The organism is Metabacillus sp. SLBN-84, assembly GCF_053629595.1.
Genome location: NZ_JBRJIP010000001.1, coordinates 2,309,778 through 2,326,993, shown reverse-complemented (window position 1 = coordinate 2,326,993; position 17,216 = coordinate 2,309,778). Strand labels below are relative to the sequence as shown.

The following is a 17,216-nucleotide window of genomic DNA, read 5'->3' as shown; positions in this document are numbered from 1 at the left end:
GGATTCTTTGTTTTTTTGGTATGATAAAGAAGCAAAATTATGAGTAAAAGGATGATACCCGTTTGAAAGAGACAATGAATACCGGGAGTGAAAAAGTCATTCTGGTCGGATGCCAGCTACCGAAGACAGAAGATGAAGCGTTCAGTTATACAATGAGCGAGCTTGCCTCCCTTACTAAAACAGCGAATGGAGAAGTGCTCGTCCAGCTGTCGCAGAAGAGAGAGCGCATCCACCCGGCAACATACATAGGAAAAGGCAAAGTTGAAGAACTGCTGGCTCTTTCAGAAGAGCTTGCGCCCGACTTAATTATATTTAATGATGAGCTTTCTCCAAGTCAGCAGCGGAATCTGTCGGCTGCCCTTGATGTGAAAATTATAGACCGCACACAGCTGATTCTTGATATATTTGCGACGCGTGCAAAATCAAAAGAAGGCAAGCTTCAGGTGGAGCTTGCGCAGCTTCAGTATCTTTTGCCGAGGCTGAGCGGACAGGGAATCAATCTTTCAAGACAGGGCGGCGGAATCGGCACGAGGGGACCGGGCGAAACGCAGCTTGAAACAGACCGAAGACATATTAGAACTCGCATACATGAAATTAAGCTGCAGCTTGCTGCAATCGTCAGCCACCGGAACCGCTATCGTGAAAGGAGAAAGAAAAATCAGGCTTTCCAGGTAGCTCTGGTCGGCTACACCAACGCCGGGAAATCGACATTGTTTAACCGGATTACAGACGCTGGCACATTTGAAGAAGACCTGCTTTTTGCCACACTTGATCCAATGACTAGGAAGATGACACTGCCATCTGGCTATCAGGCTCTTTTAACAGATACGGTAGGGTTCATACAGGATCTGCCGACAACGCTAGTTGCAGCTTTCCGCTCTACACTTGAAGAAGTGAAAGAGGCGGATTTGATTCTGCATGTTGTGGACAGTTCAAATGAAGATTACGTCAATCATGAAAAAACGGTCTATAAACTGCTTGAAGAACTGAAGGTCACGACGATTCCGGTCTTAACGTTATATAACAAGCAAGATAAGCAGTCGCAAGGCTTTGTTCCTTCCCCAAAAGGCGAGCATGTGCTGATCAGCGCCTTTTCAGATGCGGATATTGCAAAACTGAAACAGAAGATTCAGTCGTTTTCGATGGAGCTGATGGAAGAATACAGCATTGATGTGCCTGCTTCAGAAGGCAAGCTTCTGGCTTTATTGAAAACAGAAACAATGGTAGGGCATTTTGCCTTTAATGAAGAAGAAAATCATTATGAAATACAGGGACACTTCCTGCCGGGGCATGCAGCTTCCGGCCAGATAGAGATGTATAAGAGAAAGGGAAACAAACATGTTTAACCAATTGAAGTACGGCGATAAGCTTGCGCAGCTAGCTGCACAGGCAGAAGAAAAAATTAGAGATACCCACAAAAAAATTGATGAACGAATGGAAATGAACCAGTTTCGGGTTCTTCAAAGCTACAGAGACCATAGAGTAAGCGACTCTCATTTTATCCCGACCACAGGATATGGGTATGATGATCATGGACGGGATACGCTGGAACAGATTTATGCGGATGTTTTCGGCGGGGAGTCAGGGCTTGTAAGGCCACAGATCATTTCAGGCACCCATGCCATTTCCATTGCCCTGTTCGGAGTGCTGCGTCCATTTGATGAACTTCTATATATAACGGGAAAGCCTTATGATACCCTTGAAGAGATTGTAGGCATCAGAGGCAGCGGCACCGGTTCACTCAGCGAATTCAAAATCGGTTACCGGGCAGTTGAACTGAAAGAAGATGGCGGCATAGATTATGATGCCGTCGGTGCTGCCATTACAGAAAAGACAAAGATGATCGGCATTCAGCGCTCTAAAGGATATGCCACAAGGCCTTCTTATACCCTTGCAGAAATCAAGCAGATGATTGACTTTGTCAAATCCATTAAGCCTGATGTTGTCGTTTTCGTGGACAATTGCTACGGTGAATTTGTTGAAGAACTTGAACCTTGTCACGTTGGTGCTGACCTTATGGCAGGTTCGCTTATTAAAAATCCGGGCGGCGGACTTGCGAAAACAGGCGGTTATATCGTTGGGCGCAAGGATCTTGTGGAAGCATGCTCCTACCGGATGACATCACCGGGAATCGGGGCTGAGGCAGGTGCGTCCCTTTACAGTCTTCAGGAAATGTATCAGGGATTTTTCCTTGCTCCGCACGTTGTTGCACAATCTTTAAAAGGTGCTGTGTTTACAGCAGCGATGCTTGAACTTGCAGGGCTTAAAACGAACCCGTCATGGGATGCAGTCCGCACAGACCTTATTCAGTCTGTCCAGTTTGAGCAGTCCGATTTAATGGTTGCGTTCTGCCAGGCCATTCAATATGCATCACCGGTCAATTCGCACGTGACGCCATATCCGAGCTATATGCCGGGATATGAGAACGATGTCATAATGGCTGCAGGTACATTCGTACAGGGAGCAAGCATCGAACTTTCGGCAGATGGTCCGCTGCGTCCCCCGTATACAGCGTATGTTCAGGGCGGATTAACGTATTCGCATGTGAAAATTGCCATCTGTTCTGCTCTTGATCATCTTCTGGATAAGAATTTAATTCGTCTGTAACCCAATATAAATACAAATGTCATTTTTCCTAACATAGTGTTGACACATTATATGACATGGAATATAATATGATTAAGTTAAGAAAAGGAGGGAATACAATGGGTGATACGATTCGACGCTCGATGCCCTTATTCCCGATCGGAATTGTCATGCAGCTGACAGAACTCTCTGCCAGACAAATTCGATATTATGAAGAAAACGGCTTGATTTTCCCTGCAAGAACAGAAGGGAACAGACGCCTATTTTCATTTAATGACGTAGATACGCTTCTTGAAATAAGAAGCCTTATCGAACAAGGCATTAACATGGCCGGCATCAAGCAGATTTTTTCTTCTAAGGATAAAAGCATGGAACGCGAGGAAGAAGGCCAGCCTAAAAAAGTGGAAAAACCGGATCTGACCGACGCTGAACTTAGAAAGCTTCTGAAAGCTGAACTGATGCAGGCCGGAAGGTTTCAGAGATCATCGCTCAGACAGGGTGACATGTCTAGATTTTTCCATTAATTAACGCAGCTTCACTTAAATTTTCACAATAAATATTACTTAGTATTGTTAGGAGAGGATTTTCACAATGGCAAAGTATTCGAGAGAAGATATTGTACGCTTAGTACAAGAAGAAAACGTAAAATACATCAGACTGCAGTTCACGGACATCCTTGGAACAATCAAAAACGTAGAAATTCCTGCAAGCCAGCTTGAAAAAGCACTTGACAACAAATGCATGTTTGACGGATCTTCAATTGAAGGATTTGTCCGCATCGAAGAATCTGACATGTATCTGTATCCTGATCTTGATACGTTTGTTATTTTCCCTTGGACATCTGAAAAAGGCAAAGTTGCACGTTTCATCTGCGACATCTACAGCCCGGACGGGACACCATTTGATGGAGATCCGCGCAACAACTTAAGACGCATGCTGAAAGAAATGGAAGACCTTGGATTCACTGACTTCAACCTTGGGCCTGAGCCTGAATTCTTCCTTTTCAAGCTTGACGAAAAAGGAGAACCTACTCTTGAGCTAAACGATCACGGCGGCTACTTCGACCTTGCTCCGACTGACCTTGGAGAAAACTGCAGACGCGACATCGTGCTTGAGCTTGAAGAAATGGGCTTTGAAATTGAAGCATCCCACCATGAGGTAGCTCCTGGCCAGCATGAAATTGACTTTAAATATGCAGGCGCTGTAAAAGCTTGTGATGATATCCAAACGTTTAAACTTGTGGTTAAAACAATTGCGCGCAAACACGGATTGCATGCTACATTCATGCCAAAGCCTCTGTTTGGAGTAAACGGATCTGGAATGCACATGAACCTCTCTCTTTTCAAAGACGGAGTGAACTCATTCTATGACAAAAACAGTGAACTTGAGCTGAGCGAAACAGCTAGACATTTCATCGCCGGCGTAATCAAGCATGCTCCAAACTTCACAGCTGTTACGAATCCGACAGTTAACTCATATAAGCGTCTGGTTCCTGGTTACGAGGCACCATGCTATGTTGCCTGGTCTGCACAAAACAGAAGCCCGCTTATCCGTATCCCTGCTTCACGCGGACTAAGCACACGCGTAGAAGTGCGCAGTGTTGACCCTTCTGCAAACCCGTACCTTGCAATGAGCGTATTGCTTGCTGCTGGTCTTGACGGCATTAAAAACAAACTTGCTGCTCCAAAACCGATTGACCGCAACATCTATGTCATGACGAAAGAAGAGCGCGTTGAGAATGGAATCGTTGATCTTCCTGCAACTCTTGCACAGGCTCTTGATCTTCTGAAAACAGACGAAGTGATCATCAACGCACTTGGCGAGCATTTGTTTGAGCATTTTGTAGAAGCGAAAGAAATTGAATGGGATATGTTCCGCACTCAAGTTCACCCATGGGAACGTGAGCAGTACATGTCTCAATACTAAGAATCACACTCAAAAACCTCAGCTGTTTGCTGAGGTTTTTTTGCATGTTTTTAGTCGATTCCGTCTGATTTTCTCTTCTGTAAATAATCCTTCAGCAGTCTCATAATAGCTATTGCGGCAAGCACTGAGCCAACTGCAATTCCTGATAAAGCAACCACCAGTGAGATGTATTCAAACACAGAGTAATCTGCAAGTTTGTTCCAGCTTATGCTGCCTTTCCAATCCTCAATAACAAGGTTCATGCCATAGATTCCGGAAATAACCGTATAAGTAGTAAGGATCAGCAGCAGGGAATTATGGCGTTTGCTGGCCAGCTTCTCCTGATTTTGATAAAGAGTGTCCATTGTATTATTTACTTCTTTATAGAGGGTCTCAATTTTAAACCGGTCTTTCATCATGACAGAAAGCTCCTGTCCTTCCGTTCTGCTGCTGATTTCTGAAAAAATATACTTAGCCGTGAAATTAGCAATCGAGCGAATCAGACCTTCCATTTTATCCTGTTTCCGGTCAATGTAGAGCTGTGAATAGCTGTATGAAAGTTTTAAAAGGACAATTTTATAGAAAAGATGCAGGATGAGATTGTAATAGAGCTGACCGACCATTTCTTCCGCGGTCACGTTCTCCTGACCCACATCATTCGTAATTTTAGTGAATGTATGATCACTCACAACGTGAAAACTGCCGGGGGACCACCTGTCGTAAATGTGATCTTGTATATACTGGCTGATATAAGCGGGATTGCTTGCGGACATATACGGTTTGCCATTTTGATCATAACCATTTATGTGCCCTGTGCGAAACAAGGTTTCAGGTGATATTTCTGCGTCCTTTTCTGTCAAAAGATAACTGCTGACAAACATTCTCTCATCAATAAAGTAGGGAAGGCTTCCAAGATAGGTTGACTGGCTGTTTTCACTCTTCTCTATATACGGGACAACAGAGGGGCACAGCTCTTCAAAGATAAAATCCTGAATCTTTTCATAAGTGCCCTGTCCTGAATGGAGAACAGTTCCTTTTTCTTCTGTAATAAACGGTTCAAGAACTCTGAAGTGATCCATAAAATCGAGTGCATCGCTCAGTATCAATGTTTTGCTGTCAGATGTAAGCTCCGTCCTGATTGTAATCATTCCAACAGAAAATGGGCAAATATACAGATCGATTGAGTGGATAGTGAAAGAATATTCATTTACAGCTGTACGAAGCGTGCATTTTGTGTCAAAGGATTTGGAGTATCTGTTAATAGCCTTATCCTTATGCTGATCTGGAAAGAGAATCTGTTCTATGTACGGCATAAAATAATGCTTCAGCCGTTTATGGGGAAGGCTCGTTTTCTCTCCGTAAAATTTGTTCTGCTGAGCGCTGCTGTTGATGCTGAAAAATTCAAATCCGCTTGCCTTAAGTTCATCAGTCAGCTGGGAGATGCAGTCCCTGTCCCATGAAAAAGGAAAAATAAACTGGGCATTTGCCCGCAGAATGGCCGGTTCTTTTGTCATAGGCACCCTCTCATCTTTTTTTCATTATTATGTTCCCCTGAGAGAAGACTGTAAAACAGGCAAATAAAAAAACTTTGCCTGTAAAAGCAAAGTTTTCAGTGTATGTTTCTATAAACTCCAACAACTTTTCCCAAGATAACGACATGTCTGAGAATGATCGGTTCAAGTGTAGAGTTCTCCGGCTGAAGACGCACATAATCTTTCTCTTTGAAAAAACGTTTGACAGTTGCCTCATCATCCTCTGTCATGGCAACAACGATATCCCCGTTGTTTGCAGTGTTCTGCTGCTTGACAATGACCATGTCCCCATCAAGAATGCCGGCTTCAATCATACTGTCTCCCATAATCTCAAGCATGAAGATCTGATCATCGGATGCGGCGAACGTATCTGGAAGAGGAAAATATTCCTCGACGTTTTCAATGGCTGTGATCGGGGAACCGGCTGTTACTTTCCCGATTACAGGAACGTTAATCACACTTGAACGCGGAATCATCGCTGTCTCGTCCTCTAATATTTCAATCGCTCTCGGCTTTGTCGGATCCCGTCTGATCAATCCTTTGCTTTCAAGCCTGGCAAGATGGCCGTGTACAGTGGAGCTGGAAGCAAGGCCCACTGCTTCGCCGATCTCGCGGACTGATGGCGGATATCCTTTCTTTTGTACTTCAAGTTTTATAAAAGTGAGGATATCCTGCTGCCTCTTTGAAAGTTTTGTCATTTTATCCACCTCGCGTCCTGTAATTTATGTTGATTATAGCATGTTTTTCCTGCACATACAAACATAAGTTCGAAAAACGGCGTTGACAGAAACGTTTGTTCGCATTATACTGAAAGTATCAAATATGCGAACAAACATTCTATTAAGGTGGGGATTGGGTTGAAAGGTTCATTATCTTACGTTATTTCTTTCTTTGCAGTTGTCATTGTAGCTGTCTTTGCATTATCATACACAGGTGAAAAAGAAAACCTTGATCATTATGTATCCATTGAAATAGCAGAAGGTGACAGCATCTGGAGCCTTGCAGATCAATATGAGGAGCATCACCGCATGTCCAAGACCGATTTCGTTGAATGGGTGCAGGATAAAAACGGACTGCCGACAGCTGTGATCAAGACAGGAGATTCTGTGGTTCTTCCTATTGATAAACAAACCTACCATGACGGGACACAGCTTGCATCAAGAAAATAGGGAAGTGAGAACACTGAACGCAATCATCTACTGCAGAGTCAGTACAAGAAAAGAAGAACAGGAGACATCACTCGCCAGGCAAAAAGAAGAACTTTTGGCCCTTTCAGCAGCGCACGGCATGAATGTGGCAAAGGTTATTGAGGAGCAGGCGAGCGGATATGAGGTTGAAAGAGAAGGTATTTTTGAAATATTTGACTGCATAAAGGAACAGAAAATTGACGCCATTGTTATTCAGGATGAGACGAGACTGGGGAGAGGCAACGCCCGCATCGCCCTTATTCATTTTTTCGCAAAAGAAGGCATTACGATATATACGGCCACGCAGAATGGAAAGCTTTTTTTGTCTGAAGCAGATTCCATGGTTCTGGAAATTGTAAGCATTGTTGAAGAATATCAGCGGAAGATCCATAATCTGAAAATTAAACGCGGCATGCAGCGGGCGGTTGAAAAAGGGTATAAACCTCAAAGGAATCTTACTAACAGAGATAAAGGGAGCGGCAGAGAGAAGAAGGAAGTGCCTGTCAGCGAAATTATCAGGCTTAAACAGAATAAACTGACATTCTCAGAGATTGCGGCTACCTTAAGAGGGTTTGGATACGAGGTTTCTAAAGCGACAGTACATAGAAGATATCAGGAGCACATGAAAGAGGAACAGGTCTAATCTGTTGTTTTTTGCCCCCATATTTAGTACGATAGCATAGTAAATCGTATTAGGTAAAGGAGCTGCAGTCATGCTGCCAAAAGAAAAGATGGCAAGAATCAATACCTTGTCCAGAAAATCAAAAACGTCCGGTCTTTCTCCGGAGGAAAAACAGGAACAGCAATCACTTAGACAGGAATATCTCAAGGCATTCCGAGGTTCTATGAAAAATACATTAAAAGGCGTTACAGTACTGGATCCGAACGGAAATGATGTAACACCTGAAAAATTAAAAGAAGAGCGCAGACGCGATCTTCATTAATCACCGGAATACGTCAATTTTTGATGTATTCCTTTTCATTTTGCACATAATACATTAGAATAGGTTCTTACACTTCTCATTTTTGCAATTCCATGCGAAATGGTTGTATGAATAGGCCAGTAAAGCTATGATAAAAAAGTAGAATGTTATTTCTGAAAGGATGATCAATTAATGTCACATTCAATTCAAGACTTATCAATTGCTACCATTCGAACACTGTCGATTGATGCGATTGAAAAAGCAAAATCAGGACATCCTGGAATGCCTATGGGGGCAGCTCCAATGGCGTATTCGCTCTGGACGCAATTTATGAATCACAATCCTAAAAATCCTGAATGGTTCAACCGCGACCGTTTTGTCTTATCTGCAGGTCACGGATCTATGCTGCTTTACAGCCTTCTTCATTTATCAGGCTATGACTTGACGATGGATGATCTTAAAGAATTCAGACAATGGGGAAGCAAAACACCGGGACACCCTGAATTCCGCCACACAGCAGGTGTAGATGCAACAACAGGTCCGCTTGGCCAGGGAATTGGGATGGCTGTCGGAATGGCTATGGCAGAACGTCATCTTGCACATACATATAACCAAGAGTCTTATCCGGTTGTCGATCACTACACATATGCAATCTGTGGAGACGGTGACCTGATGGAAGGAATCTCTTCTGAGGCAGCTTCACTTGCAGGGCATCTAAAGCTTGGCAAATTAGTTGTTCTTTACGATTCTAACGACATTTCTCTCGATGGAGATCTTGACCGCTCATTCTCTGAAAACGTGGAAGACCGTTTCAAAGCAATCGGCTGGCAGGTCATTCGTGTAGAAGACGGCAACAACCTTGAAGAAATCGCTAAAGCGATTGAAGCTGCTAAACAAGATGAAACTCATCCTACTCTGATTGAAGTGAAAACGACAATCGGCTACGGATCACCGAATATGTCAGGAAAATCAGATGTTCACGGCAAGCCGCTTGGAGCAGATGAGATCAAACTGACGAAAGAAGCATATGCATGGACATTCGAACAGGACTTCCACGTTCCTGACGAAGTGTATGCTCATTTCAAAGAATCAGCAGAACAGTTCGGTTCGAAAAAAGAACAAGAATGGAACGCTCTTTTTGATAGCTATAAAAAAGAATTCCCTGAGCTTGCAAAAGCTCTTGAAGCAGGAATTAAAGGCGAACTTCCTGAAAACTGGGATTCAGAAGTGCCAGTATATGAAGACGGCAAAGCACTTGCTTCCCGTGCTTCTTCCGGTGAAGTGTTAAACGGCCTTGCGAAAAATGTTCCATACATTTTCGGCGGATCAGCTGACCTTGCAGGTTCAAACAATACTTCTATTAAGGGAGCAGCAGATTTCACAGCTGAGGACTACAGCGGACGCAACATCTGGTTCGGTGTCCGTGAATTCGCAATGGGTGCTGCACTAAACGGCATGGCGCTGCATGGCGGTCTTCGAGTTTACGGCGGAACGTTCTTTGTATTCTCTGACTACCTGCGTCCGGCAATCCGTCTTGCTGCCTTAATGGGTCTTCCGGTAACGTACGTATTTACACATGACAGTATTGCTGTAGGAGAAGACGGCCCGACTCATGAGCCGATTGAACAGCTTCCTGCCTTGCGTGCAATGCCGAACCTGTCGGTCATCCGTCCGGCAGACGGCAATGAGACTGCTGCTGCATGGAGACTTGCCCTTCAATCTGAAACGGCACCGACAGCACTTGTTCTTACCCGTCAGAATCTAAAAACGATTAAAGGTACGTCTGAAACGGCATATGAAGGAGTTTCTAAAGGAGCTTATACGATTTCTCCAAGCAAAAAAGAAACGGCTGACGCACTTCTTTTAGCATCAGGCTCTGAAGTAGGACTTGCTATCGAAGCACAAGATGCTCTTCAAAAAGAAGGCATTGATGTTGCGGTTGTAAGCATGCCTTCATGGAACCGTTTTGAAAGCCAGTCAAAAGAGTACCGCGCATCCGTACTTCCAAAAACAGTGAAGAAGCGTCTTGCTATTGAGATGGCAGCTCCTCTGGGCTGGGAGCGATATACTGGAGATGAGGGTGACGTTCTTGGCATCAACCAGTTCGGGGCCTCAGCACCAGGTGAAAGAATTATGAAAGAGTTTGGCTTTACAGTTGAAAATGTAACGGCACGAGTAAAGGCACTATTAGAAAAATAAGCCTTATGAGAGAGAACGAATATCTTCGTTCTCTCTTTTTCGACAAAAAAAGTGAAGTTTTTCCTTTCATTTAGACAAAATTCTTCCTCAACTTTCCAGTATAATAATGGGTAACCGTCATACGGAAGGGTGAAAGCATGAGACACTACACTGTCTATTTAATAGAGGAAGAGTTTGCGAATCACTTTTTTGGCCGTGAAGTAAAGCTTTTTCAGCTTTTTCAGGAATATATGCGGACTAGCCCTGAACAGCCTGAGTTTATTCACCTGAAAAAACAAATTACTTATATTACGAGACAAATTCCGAAAGACTATATAGATGAGATGATCAGCAGCAGCTTAAACGGACGATACAACTATGCATATTCCCACAACCGCCATCATATTGAGAGTGAATCCATGCAGGGAGGAGCCATCCTTGAAACGGGTGACAGATCGGTTACAGTCACGTCAGAAGGAAGCTTTGACATGGAAGCGATTTTCTTTGAAGTTCTCAGAAAGGCGGATTCATGCTTTTTAGCGATGGATTTTGAGGAAAAGCGGCACGGGTGGCTAAAACCTATAAAAGAAAGAAAATTTGTCTAAAAAGGCAGAAATTATAGAGTATATGTTGTATAATATCCTATGGTTTAGTACACTGTAAAATAGACAACATGAAGGAGGAAAGACGATGGATCTGTGGGTAGTCATTCTAGTAGGCGTTCTGGCTTTGCTTGCCGGAGTAGCACTAGGATTTTTCATTGCTCGCCAGTATATGATGAGTTATTTAAAGAAAAATCCGCCAATTAACGAGCAAATGTTAAAAATGATGATGATGCAAATGGGCATGAAACCGTCCCAGAAGAAAATCAACCAAATGATGAAAATGATGAACAATCAGGCAAAATAAAAACCCGGTTGCGGGATTTTAATAAAAAAGCACGCTTTCAAAGCGTGCTTTTTTTGCGGGGATTTTTAAGAATATGTAACCCGTTTCATGGCAGAGTAGCTGTACCGGTTGTATTCATTCAGCAAGTGATCCAGTTCCTGGCTGTATTGAATGGACACGTTCGAATTAATTCCATTTTTAGTGGCAATTTCGATCATTTCCGCTCGTTTTTTTTCAATTAGTTTTAAGAGTTCTTGTTTAGACACGAAAACTTGTCCTTTCTGTATGTAAGTTCTGCACGAACCTTGCTGGTAATTTCTATTATATCCTAAAATGGAAAATAATTCGAAGGGAAAATAAGGATTTTTTTCTTTAATATATGACTATTATAAAGGGAAGTCCGGGCCGAATAAATCATTTTGAGCAGATGTTAAGGAATTGACATAAAACTGTCACACAGTGAAACATATGTTTTTCAGGCAGTATTTGCTAAAATATAGTGTGACTTTAAAGTTGAAAGGAGGATGCATGGATGACGGATGTTAATGTATTCTTAGCATTTGGAGCAGGATTTCTTTCTTTTATCTCTCCTTGCTGTCTGCCTTTATATCCTGCGTTTCTGTCATACATAACAGGCGTTTCAGTCGGGGAGCTGAAGACAGAAAATGCGATGCTTCAAAAACGGAGTATGCTGCACACACTGTGCTTCCTGATTGGATTTTCCATTATCTTTATTGCTCTTGGATTTGGAAGTTCTTTTATTGCCGATTTCTTCTTTGGCTATAATGATCTGATCAGACAAATTGGCGCCATTTTAATCATTCTCTTCGGGCTTGTCATTGTGGGTGTTCTGCAGCCGGAATTTCTGATGAAGGAACGCCGGTTTGAATTAAAAAACAGACCCTCGGGGTATATCGGTTCCGTGCTTATCGGTCTTGCTTTTGCAGCAGGATGGACACCATGCACCGGACCTATTCTTACAGCTGTCTTTGGGCTTACACTGAGCAATCCAGGTTCTGCTATGCTCTATATGTTTGCCTATGTACTCGGTTTTTCCATTCCTTTTTTTATCATGGCCTTCTTTATTGGAAAGCTGGGATGGATCCGCAAGCACAGCCTGGTTATTATGAAGACGGGCGGATGGATCATGATCATCATTGGGATCATGCTGTTTTTTAACTGGATGACAAAGATTATTATCGTGATGAGCAGGCTTTTTGGAGGCTTTACGGGATTTTAGACCTATTTTTTAGAAATTTTTGAGCCTTTTTTACTACATTTTCTTCTGAAATTTGATATAATATCTCATAGAATAGTAGATCTTGCGTTCGTCGATTTAAAAAGGAGGCGCTTGCATGGCCAGAGTGCTAATTGTTGATGATGCCAAATTCATGAGATTAACCTTATCAAAGATTCTCGCATCCAAAGGACACGAGATTGCAGGAGAAGCGGAGAATGGCGCCGAAGCAGTCAAACTTTATGAAGAACTTAAACCGGACCTCGTCACGATGGACATTACGATGCCGGAAATGAACGGAATCGAAGCTTTGAGAGTGATAAGAGAAATGCATCCCGCTGCCAAAGTCATTATTTGCTCGGCAATGGGCCAGCAGAAAATGGTGGTAGAGGCCATTGAAGCAGGAGCAAAGGATTTTATTACGAAGCCATTTGATGAAACAAGAGTAAACGACGCGGTTTACCGCGTTCTGGGGTAAATTGCATGGAACGGCCATCTTTTGTGTAAAGAGATGGTTTTTTATTTGCTTCAGTAGTATATTATAGTAGTAACCATTTTAAAAAGGATTGATCACATTGGTCATTTTCTCAACAATTGCTGCTGTTATCATGGCTCTTGGCGTCATGATGATCCGCATGAGAGCTTCTAAGAAACCCGCAAGTGCCAGAAAGATTATCCTGCCGCCGATTTTTATGAGCACGGGAGCGTTAATGTTTCTGCACCCGATGTTCAGGGTGACGCCGCTTGAATTCCTGGAAGCGATCACACTGGGGTTCTTTTTCTCCATCTTTCTTATTAAAACATCAAATTTTGAAGTCAAGGAAGATAAAATCTACCTGAAGCGTTCAAAAGCCTTTGCATTTATATTAATCGGGCTTCTCGTTATCAGGATTGCACTTAAATTTTATTTGAGCAACAGCATTGATGTCGGTGAATTGAGCGGCATGTTCTGGATTCTTGCTTTCGGAATGATCGTTCCGTGGAGAATCGCCATGTATCTGTCTTTCAGAAAGCTTGAAAATCAGCTTCCTCCATCCAACATTCAGGCAACATAAAAACCCGCAGGGCTCATAAATTTGAGCCAGCGGGTTTTTTAAAATAATGCCCTGTACGGGGTATGATCAATATCTTTCTCTTTAAGACGCTTTAAAAGAAACTTATGGTCGCGCTTTGGAGTAGCTGTTATATATCCGCGAATCACAAGGTCCTGTGTAATAGTTCCCGCATTTTCCTGAAGTGCCAGCTCGCCGATTTTGCCTGCAATTTTAGCCCGGGCTACATCCCTGAAAAGTTCAGGAACCGGCTCCACCAGATCCTCAAGCAGCTGCTTTTGGCTTGTATTCCATAAGTGCCTCGTCTGTTCAATATAATACGCTTCCCAATCAAGATCTGATTTTCCGTCTTCTTTAGGCAAGCGCTTTAAAAATTTCCGGAACATGAAAAACCCGCCTATTGCGAGCATTCCTGCAAGAAAAACGACCCAAAACAGTATGAACCATAGAAACCAGCCGTCAAGCATAGTTGTAACCCCCGTCCGTCAATCAATCTGCTATTATTATACACCAGGGGAAATCGCTTGAAAAGGCTGTCTCAGCCGGAATGGACCTGCTTTGAAAGCTCAAGAAGGGATTTTTTGACGGCTGTCAGTTTATTGCGGTCCTTGCCCGTTGACAGGTGGCCCAGCAGTTCGGCATGAGCGATATAGACAGAGCGTTTATAAGACAAATCGACCCTGATCGTTCCACAATTTGTCGGCAAATACAGAATTTCATACAATAATGTCATAAACGCTCCTCCTAGAAATGGCGTTTTCTTTCTATTATATGATTAAATCAGCCTATAAAAAAGAATTATTTTCATATTTTTGTAAAAATTTGTAGGGTAATTCAGGTATTTTGACATAAAAGAAAAGACTTCCTGTCAGCAGGATGTCTTTTTTGGCGTGGAAAACGGATGTGCAAAGGCTTCATTTATTTCTCAAGTGCCTGATCATATAAATTCCGGAGGACAAACGTTTTGTACATTTTCAGTTTTCTTCTCTCAATCGGGTGCCTGGTGATTCCCATTTCTCTGAGTGCTTTCACATACCATCCTTTGGAGCCGTAATAAGCCATAAGCATACCCCTTTTGTCTTTTAGAAAAAAATATGTTTTGCCATCCGTTTTCAGAACGGCAGTGACAGAAAAAAGAAACATTTAAGCCCTGTCAACATACGCTGAAAGATAGGGGGTTTCTTAAATGGAAAAGTTCTATTGCACAAACTGCATGCTGCTCCTGGAACAAAACAAAATGTGTCCTCGGTGCGGAAATCAGCTGATCAAAAAAATAGAAATCAATGTTCAGGCCCAAAGCACCAAACCTTCAAAAAAACCATCTGAATTGTAAACGCGGCATCTGTTCGGATGCCGTTTCATTTTCCTCAGACGGCTGTTCAGAATCCTGAACGGTTTTGCTCGCTTCATTCGAAGACATGCGGATACAATTGCCGAAATTGACTGTGCCGCCAGTAATTTCGTTGATCACAAGATTTTTAATATAGACTCCCACTGCAAACACTCTCCTTCTTCCTTATACATATGCCGGACAAGAAGGACTTGTCTGAGCAGAAACCTACAAAATGACACTTTCTGCGCAGTTTTTGGCGGGGAAAACAAAAGCGCAAGCGCCTTGGTCAGATCCGATAGGCAGAAAAGAATCCAGTGGAAAAGTCCGGGTTAGACTTTTTGACGGATTTGTTCTGACAGAGGATTTAGGCGCTTACGCTTACCGAGGATAACTTTCTTATGTTTTCCACAGTCTTTTACTCTTTATAATTTTCTGGTGTAACAATAAAAAAGCAAGCACAGCTTGCTTTAATGAGCAAATTGAACAGGTATATATGAGCTTTTGCGTGAGCAGCTGCCTTCTTTAAATATCTTTACTTCAAGAATATCATTTGAAAAAATAGCCTCAATCTTTTTATTCTCAAGTGAAAAGGGAAGTAGAACGGATCTCTCCAGCTGATCTGATTCTGTCGTCTGCCCGGCAGTCTGTGCTGTGATAATGAGCGTTTCCCGGCTAGCTCTAATCTGTATATCTTCCGGTTTTACCTCTGCGAACTCTGCCTCAACAATGTATTCCTCGCTTGTTTCAAACAAATCCACCCGGAAGGATCTGCAATCAAGGAGGGCAGAGAACGGGTCTGTGAAGAACTGGTTCATCCAGTCTTCGATACAGCTCAAATCAGATGGTTTTGAACGCTTTTTTTTGTCCATCTCATGTTGACCTCCAAAAACCATGCTACTTTCATTTTATTCAGCTCATTATCAGGACGTGAATAGAAGACAGATTGTGCAGAAATGCTGTGAAGCTGACATGCGGAAGCTGAGCAACAGTTAATTGCGGGGCTCTTTCTATAGTTCAGTTTATTTCCTGCTGATGTTGTTCATGCCTGGCATAAAAAGAAAAATTGCACGAACGGATGGGCCGTTTTGTGCAATTTTATAGTTGCTGTATTTGGTGGCAGCGGGAGGGGGGAAATGATTGTGGTTTGCACAATGTCCAGCTCCGCCTCCTAGTCTTTCTGCCAGAACAAAATCTCCCAAAAAGTCAAAAGCGGACTTTTTAAGGGGATATCATATGTATGCTTAGGAGTTAAAGACGTCTTTTGGTTCATTGCGCTATGCACACTGTCCAGCTCCATCAGCCAACTCCTCTGCCAGAACAAAATCCCCTGAAAAGTCAAACCCGGACTTTCCAGGGGATTTCTTATCTATGCTTAAGAGTTAAAGGCGTCATTACGTTCATTGAGCTCTGCACGTTGTCCAGCTCCAGCGCCTAACTCCTCGGCCAGAACGGCTCCGCCGAAAAAAGCAAACCCGGCTTTTTCCGGCGGAGCCTTTTCTGTCCTTCGGAGCTAAGCAAGGCGCTTCCGCTTTTCTAATCACATATCATGATGCGAATGATTTTTCTGCCTTGTGTGGTTGCGGTTTTTTACTTTTTTGGATCCGTCCAGCGGTTCGGGCTGGCCGGGGTTGTTTCCTTTTGGTGCGTTTTTGTGCATGTCTTTGCTGTTGTTTTTGTTTGTCATTAGTGTCACCTTCCTTTATCTATATCATGATGCAATGGCAGGTCCTTCATGCAAAAGGGAGGCTGTATAATATGACCATTGAAAAACCAAAATAAAGACAGATTCAGCCACTTTAAGGAGGGAAAATCATGCCTTATCATAAAAATAAACAGCAGGCGTTTCAGGCCGCACAGCAGGGGACTGCACAGGCGGAGAATATGTACCAGCAGCTTTCAGCAGAAACACCGGATTACGGGATTCAGCTCAGTCATTTAAAAGAAGAGATCAACGAAGCTTATGAACAGATCAACAATGCGCTTGAAGTTGCATCAGAGACGCAGAGGGAAACACTTGAACAATACAGAAGAGATTTGTCAAAGATTGTTGCTGAAGTAAATATTGAAGAACAATAAACAAAAACGACGGGAAATCCGTCGTTTTTTGTTTATTGATTAGATTTGCGTTTCTTATTATTCTGCTTCTGCGCTGCTGATAGAGGCTCATTTGAAAATTCTTCGTTGTATCCTGCCCCTTTTCCTTGAGCGGAAGCTGCATTCATGCCTTCATTTGCATGGTTAGCCTTGCGTTTGGCCATAACTGTCACCCCCATGCTGATAGTGTTTGTTTTCTTTTAAAATTGATGTGCGCGGTTACAATTCTTTCTATTGAAAAAGATCTGAAGTTTACAACTATAAGAACTACTTATGTACTTTGATAACAGCATTGTTATTT

General features: G+C 42.8%; 24 protein-coding genes. 14 read left to right on the top strand and 10 right to left on the bottom strand.

What is annotated here, in order from left to right; all coding sequences use genetic code 11:
• Nucleotides 1–74 precede the first annotated feature (74 nt).
• The 4 genes from hflX to glnA all read left to right on the top strand — a co-directional run bounded on the left by hflX (nucleotide 75) and on the right by glnA (nucleotide 4,512).
• Nucleotides 75–1,346 carry a GTPase HflX gene (gene hflX / locus RKD52_RS11930; RefSeq protein WP_454101202.1) on the top strand — a complete coding sequence of 424 codons (1,272 nt, stop codon included), beginning with the start codon at nucleotides 75–77 and terminating at the stop codon, nucleotides 1,344–1,346.
• A complete protein-coding gene (locus RKD52_RS11925; protein WP_454099906.1) occupies nucleotides 1,339–2,607 on the top strand; it encodes a methionine gamma-lyase family protein in 1,269 nt (422 codons plus the stop codon). Before hflX ends, RKD52_RS11925 begins: the two co-directional genes overlap by 8 nt.
• 98 nt (nucleotides 2,608–2,705) lie before the next feature.
• A complete protein-coding gene (locus tag RKD52_RS11920; RefSeq protein ID WP_029281141.1) occupies nucleotides 2,706–3,110 on the top strand; it encodes a MerR family transcriptional regulator in 405 nt (134 codons plus the stop codon).
• A gap of 67 nt (nucleotides 3,111–3,177) precedes the next feature.
• Nucleotides 3,178–4,512: a type I glutamate--ammonia ligase gene (gene glnA, locus RKD52_RS11915; protein ID WP_029281139.1), complete on the top strand. Its 1,335-nt coding sequence runs from the start codon at nucleotides 3,178–3,180 to the stop codon at nucleotides 4,510–4,512.
• Nucleotides 4,513–4,562: 50 nt separating this feature from the next.
• Here glnA and RKD52_RS11910 read toward each other — a convergent pair whose 3' ends face one another.
• Both RKD52_RS11910 and lexA read right to left on the bottom strand, forming a co-directional pair.
• Nucleotides 4,563–6,005: a hypothetical protein gene (locus RKD52_RS11910; protein ID WP_454099905.1), complete on the bottom strand. Its 1,443-nt coding sequence runs from the start codon at nucleotides 6,003–6,005 to the stop codon at nucleotides 4,563–4,565.
• 95 nt (nucleotides 6,006–6,100) lie between these two features.
• Entirely contained in the window at nucleotides 6,101–6,721 is a 621-nt protein-coding gene (gene lexA, locus RKD52_RS11905) for a transcriptional repressor LexA (protein WP_029281135.1), read from the bottom strand.
• 159 nt (nucleotides 6,722–6,880) lie between these two features.
• Here lexA and yneA point away from each other — a divergent pair, with 159 nt between their 5' ends.
• From yneA to RKD52_RS11875, 6 genes are all read left to right on the top strand, one after another.
• Nucleotides 6,881–7,192: a cell division suppressor protein YneA gene (gene yneA, locus RKD52_RS11900; protein ID WP_369733183.1), complete on the top strand. Its 312-nt coding sequence runs from the start codon at nucleotides 6,881–6,883 to the stop codon at nucleotides 7,190–7,192.
• A gap of 13 nt (nucleotides 7,193–7,205) precedes the next feature.
• On the top strand, nucleotides 7,206–7,853 hold the full coding sequence (locus tag RKD52_RS11895; RefSeq protein WP_369734057.1) for a YneB family resolvase-like protein: 648 nt from the start codon (nucleotides 7,206–7,208) through the stop codon (nucleotides 7,851–7,853).
• A 70-nt stretch (nucleotides 7,854–7,923) separates the two neighbouring features.
• Complete coding sequence (locus RKD52_RS11890) at nucleotides 7,924–8,154, top strand: DUF896 domain-containing protein (RefSeq protein WP_029281129.1); 231 nt, start codon at nucleotides 7,924–7,926, stop codon at nucleotides 8,152–8,154.
• 171 nt (nucleotides 8,155–8,325) lie between these two features.
• Nucleotides 8,326–10,332, top strand: a complete 2,007-nt coding sequence (gene tkt, locus RKD52_RS11885) for a transketolase (protein ID WP_454099904.1) — start codon at nucleotides 8,326–8,328, stop codon at nucleotides 10,330–10,332.
• Between the two features lie 137 nt (nucleotides 10,333–10,469).
• The gene (gene sirA, locus RKD52_RS11880) at nucleotides 10,470–10,916 is read left to right on the top strand and encodes a sporulation inhibitor of replication protein SirA (protein ID WP_454099903.1); all 447 of its coding nucleotides are present in this window, start codon (nucleotides 10,470–10,472) and stop codon (nucleotides 10,914–10,916) included.
• Between the two features lie 85 nt (nucleotides 10,917–11,001).
• The gene (locus tag RKD52_RS11875; protein ID WP_029281123.1) at nucleotides 11,002–11,220 is read left to right on the top strand and encodes a YneF family protein; all 219 of its coding nucleotides are present in this window, start codon (nucleotides 11,002–11,004) and stop codon (nucleotides 11,218–11,220) included.
• Between the two features lie 65 nt (nucleotides 11,221–11,285).
• Here RKD52_RS11875 and RKD52_RS11870 read toward each other — a convergent pair whose 3' ends face one another.
• The gene (locus RKD52_RS11870) at nucleotides 11,286–11,465 is read right to left on the bottom strand and encodes a Spo0E family sporulation regulatory protein-aspartic acid phosphatase (protein ID WP_369733186.1); all 180 of its coding nucleotides are present in this window, start codon (nucleotides 11,463–11,465) and stop codon (nucleotides 11,286–11,288) included.
• Between the two features lie 266 nt (nucleotides 11,466–11,731).
• Between RKD52_RS11870 and RKD52_RS11865 the strand changes: the two genes are divergently transcribed.
• The 3 genes from RKD52_RS11865 to RKD52_RS11855 all read left to right on the top strand — a co-directional run bounded on the left by RKD52_RS11865 (nucleotide 11,732) and on the right by RKD52_RS11855 (nucleotide 13,491).
• Nucleotides 11,732–12,439, top strand: coding sequence for a cytochrome c biogenesis CcdA family protein (locus RKD52_RS11865; protein ID WP_203290190.1), 708 nt, complete (start codon nucleotides 11,732–11,734; stop codon nucleotides 12,437–12,439).
• A 115-nt stretch (nucleotides 12,440–12,554) separates the two neighbouring features.
• Entirely contained in the window at nucleotides 12,555–12,914 is a 360-nt protein-coding gene (locus tag RKD52_RS11860; protein ID WP_454099902.1) for a response regulator, read from the top strand.
• A 97-nt stretch (nucleotides 12,915–13,011) separates the two neighbouring features.
• Nucleotides 13,012–13,491, top strand: a complete 480-nt coding sequence (locus RKD52_RS11855) for a CcdC family protein (protein WP_369733188.1) — start codon at nucleotides 13,012–13,014, stop codon at nucleotides 13,489–13,491.
• 38 nt (nucleotides 13,492–13,529) lie between these two features.
• Here the strand turns inward: RKD52_RS11855 and RKD52_RS11850 are convergent, their stop codons facing one another.
• From RKD52_RS11850 to RKD52_RS11825, 6 genes are all read right to left on the bottom strand, one after another.
• Nucleotides 13,530–13,955, bottom strand: coding sequence for a DUF2621 domain-containing protein (locus tag RKD52_RS11850; RefSeq protein WP_369733189.1), 426 nt, complete (start codon nucleotides 13,953–13,955; stop codon nucleotides 13,530–13,532).
• Nucleotides 13,956–14,026: 71 nt separating this feature from the next.
• Nucleotides 14,027–14,221, bottom strand: a complete 195-nt coding sequence (locus tag RKD52_RS11845; RefSeq protein ID WP_369733190.1) for a hypothetical protein — start codon at nucleotides 14,219–14,221, stop codon at nucleotides 14,027–14,029.
• Between the two features lie 185 nt (nucleotides 14,222–14,406).
• Nucleotides 14,407–14,550, bottom strand: a complete 144-nt coding sequence (locus tag RKD52_RS11840; protein ID WP_369733191.1) for a YflJ family protein — start codon at nucleotides 14,548–14,550, stop codon at nucleotides 14,407–14,409.
• 247 nt (nucleotides 14,551–14,797) lie between these two features.
• The gene (locus RKD52_RS11835; RefSeq protein WP_454099901.1) at nucleotides 14,798–14,992 is read right to left on the bottom strand and encodes a hypothetical protein; all 195 of its coding nucleotides are present in this window, start codon (nucleotides 14,990–14,992) and stop codon (nucleotides 14,798–14,800) included.
• Nucleotides 14,993–15,288: 296 nt separating this feature from the next.
• Complete coding sequence (locus RKD52_RS11830; RefSeq protein WP_454099900.1) at nucleotides 15,289–15,690, bottom strand: Hsp20/alpha crystallin family protein; 402 nt, start codon at nucleotides 15,688–15,690, stop codon at nucleotides 15,289–15,291.
• A 668-nt stretch (nucleotides 15,691–16,358) separates the two neighbouring features.
• Nucleotides 16,359–16,505: a small acid-soluble spore protein P gene (locus RKD52_RS11825; protein ID WP_081414079.1), complete on the bottom strand. Its 147-nt coding sequence runs from the start codon at nucleotides 16,503–16,505 to the stop codon at nucleotides 16,359–16,361.
• A gap of 128 nt (nucleotides 16,506–16,633) precedes the next feature.
• Between RKD52_RS11825 and RKD52_RS11820 the strand changes: the two genes are divergently transcribed.
• Nucleotides 16,634–16,897, top strand: coding sequence for a hypothetical protein (locus RKD52_RS11820; RefSeq protein WP_029281106.1), 264 nt, complete (start codon nucleotides 16,634–16,636; stop codon nucleotides 16,895–16,897).
• A gap of 32 nt (nucleotides 16,898–16,929) precedes the next feature.
• Here RKD52_RS11820 and sspO read toward each other — a convergent pair whose 3' ends face one another.
• Nucleotides 16,930–17,079 (bottom strand): small acid-soluble spore protein O, encoded by a 150-nt coding sequence (gene sspO, locus RKD52_RS11815; RefSeq protein ID WP_369733194.1) that lies wholly within the window; start codon nucleotides 17,077–17,079, stop codon nucleotides 16,930–16,932.
• Nucleotides 17,080–17,216 lie beyond the last annotated feature (137 nt).

Excerpts from the sequence above, each read along its gene's own strand:
- RKD52_RS11860 (WP_454099902.1), top strand. The coding sequence starts at position 12,555 with ATGGCCAGAGTGCTAATTGTTGATGATGCCAAATTCATGAGATTAACC.
- RKD52_RS11925 (WP_454099906.1), top strand. The coding sequence starts at position 1,339 with ATGTTTAACCAATTGAAGTACGGCGATAAGCTTGCGCAGCTAGCTGCA.
- RKD52_RS11875 (WP_029281123.1), top strand. The coding sequence starts at position 11,002 with ATGGATCTGTGGGTAGTCATTCTAGTAGGCGTTCTGGCTTTGCTTGCC.
- RKD52_RS11865 (WP_203290190.1), top strand. The coding sequence starts at position 11,732 with ATGACGGATGTTAATGTATTCTTAGCATTTGGAGCAGGATTTCTTTCT.
- RKD52_RS11820 (WP_029281106.1), top strand. The coding sequence starts at position 16,634 with ATGCCTTATCATAAAAATAAACAGCAGGCGTTTCAGGCCGCACAGCAG.
- glnA (WP_029281139.1), top strand. The coding sequence starts at position 3,178 with ATGGCAAAGTATTCGAGAGAAGATATTGTACGCTTAGTACAAGAAGAA.
- RKD52_RS11920 (WP_029281141.1), top strand. The coding sequence starts at position 2,706 with ATGGGTGATACGATTCGACGCTCGATGCCCTTATTCCCGATCGGAATT.
- sspO (WP_369733194.1), bottom strand. The coding sequence starts at position 17,079 with ATGGCCAAACGCAAGGCTAACCATGCAAATGAAGGCATGAATGCAGCT.
- RKD52_RS11825 (WP_081414079.1), bottom strand. The coding sequence starts at position 16,505 with ATGACAAACAAAAACAACAGCAAAGACATGCACAAAAACGCACCAAAA.
- lexA (WP_029281135.1), bottom strand. The coding sequence starts at position 6,721 with ATGACAAAACTTTCAAAGAGGCAGCAGGATATCCTCACTTTTATAAAA.
- hflX (WP_454101202.1), top strand. The coding sequence starts at position 75 with ATGAATACCGGGAGTGAAAAAGTCATTCTGGTCGGATGCCAGCTACCG.
- RKD52_RS11840 (WP_369733191.1), bottom strand. The coding sequence starts at position 14,550 with ATGGCTTATTACGGCTCCAAAGGATGGTATGTGAAAGCACTCAGAGAA.
- RKD52_RS11890 (WP_029281129.1), top strand. The coding sequence starts at position 7,924 with ATGCTGCCAAAAGAAAAGATGGCAAGAATCAATACCTTGTCCAGAAAA.
- RKD52_RS11910 (WP_454099905.1), bottom strand. The coding sequence starts at position 6,005 with ATGACAAAAGAACCGGCCATTCTGCGGGCAAATGCCCAGTTTATTTTT.
- RKD52_RS11830 (WP_454099900.1), bottom strand. The coding sequence starts at position 15,690 with ATGGACAAAAAAAAGCGTTCAAAACCATCTGATTTGAGCTGTATCGAA.
- sirA (WP_454099903.1), top strand. The coding sequence starts at position 10,470 with ATGAGACACTACACTGTCTATTTAATAGAGGAAGAGTTTGCGAATCAC.
- RKD52_RS11850 (WP_369733189.1), bottom strand. The coding sequence starts at position 13,955 with ATGCTTGACGGCTGGTTTCTATGGTTCATACTGTTTTGGGTCGTTTTT.
- tkt (WP_454099904.1), top strand. The coding sequence starts at position 8,326 with ATGTCACATTCAATTCAAGACTTATCAATTGCTACCATTCGAACACTG.
- RKD52_RS11845 (WP_369733190.1), bottom strand. The coding sequence starts at position 14,221 with ATGACATTATTGTATGAAATTCTGTATTTGCCGACAAATTGTGGAACG.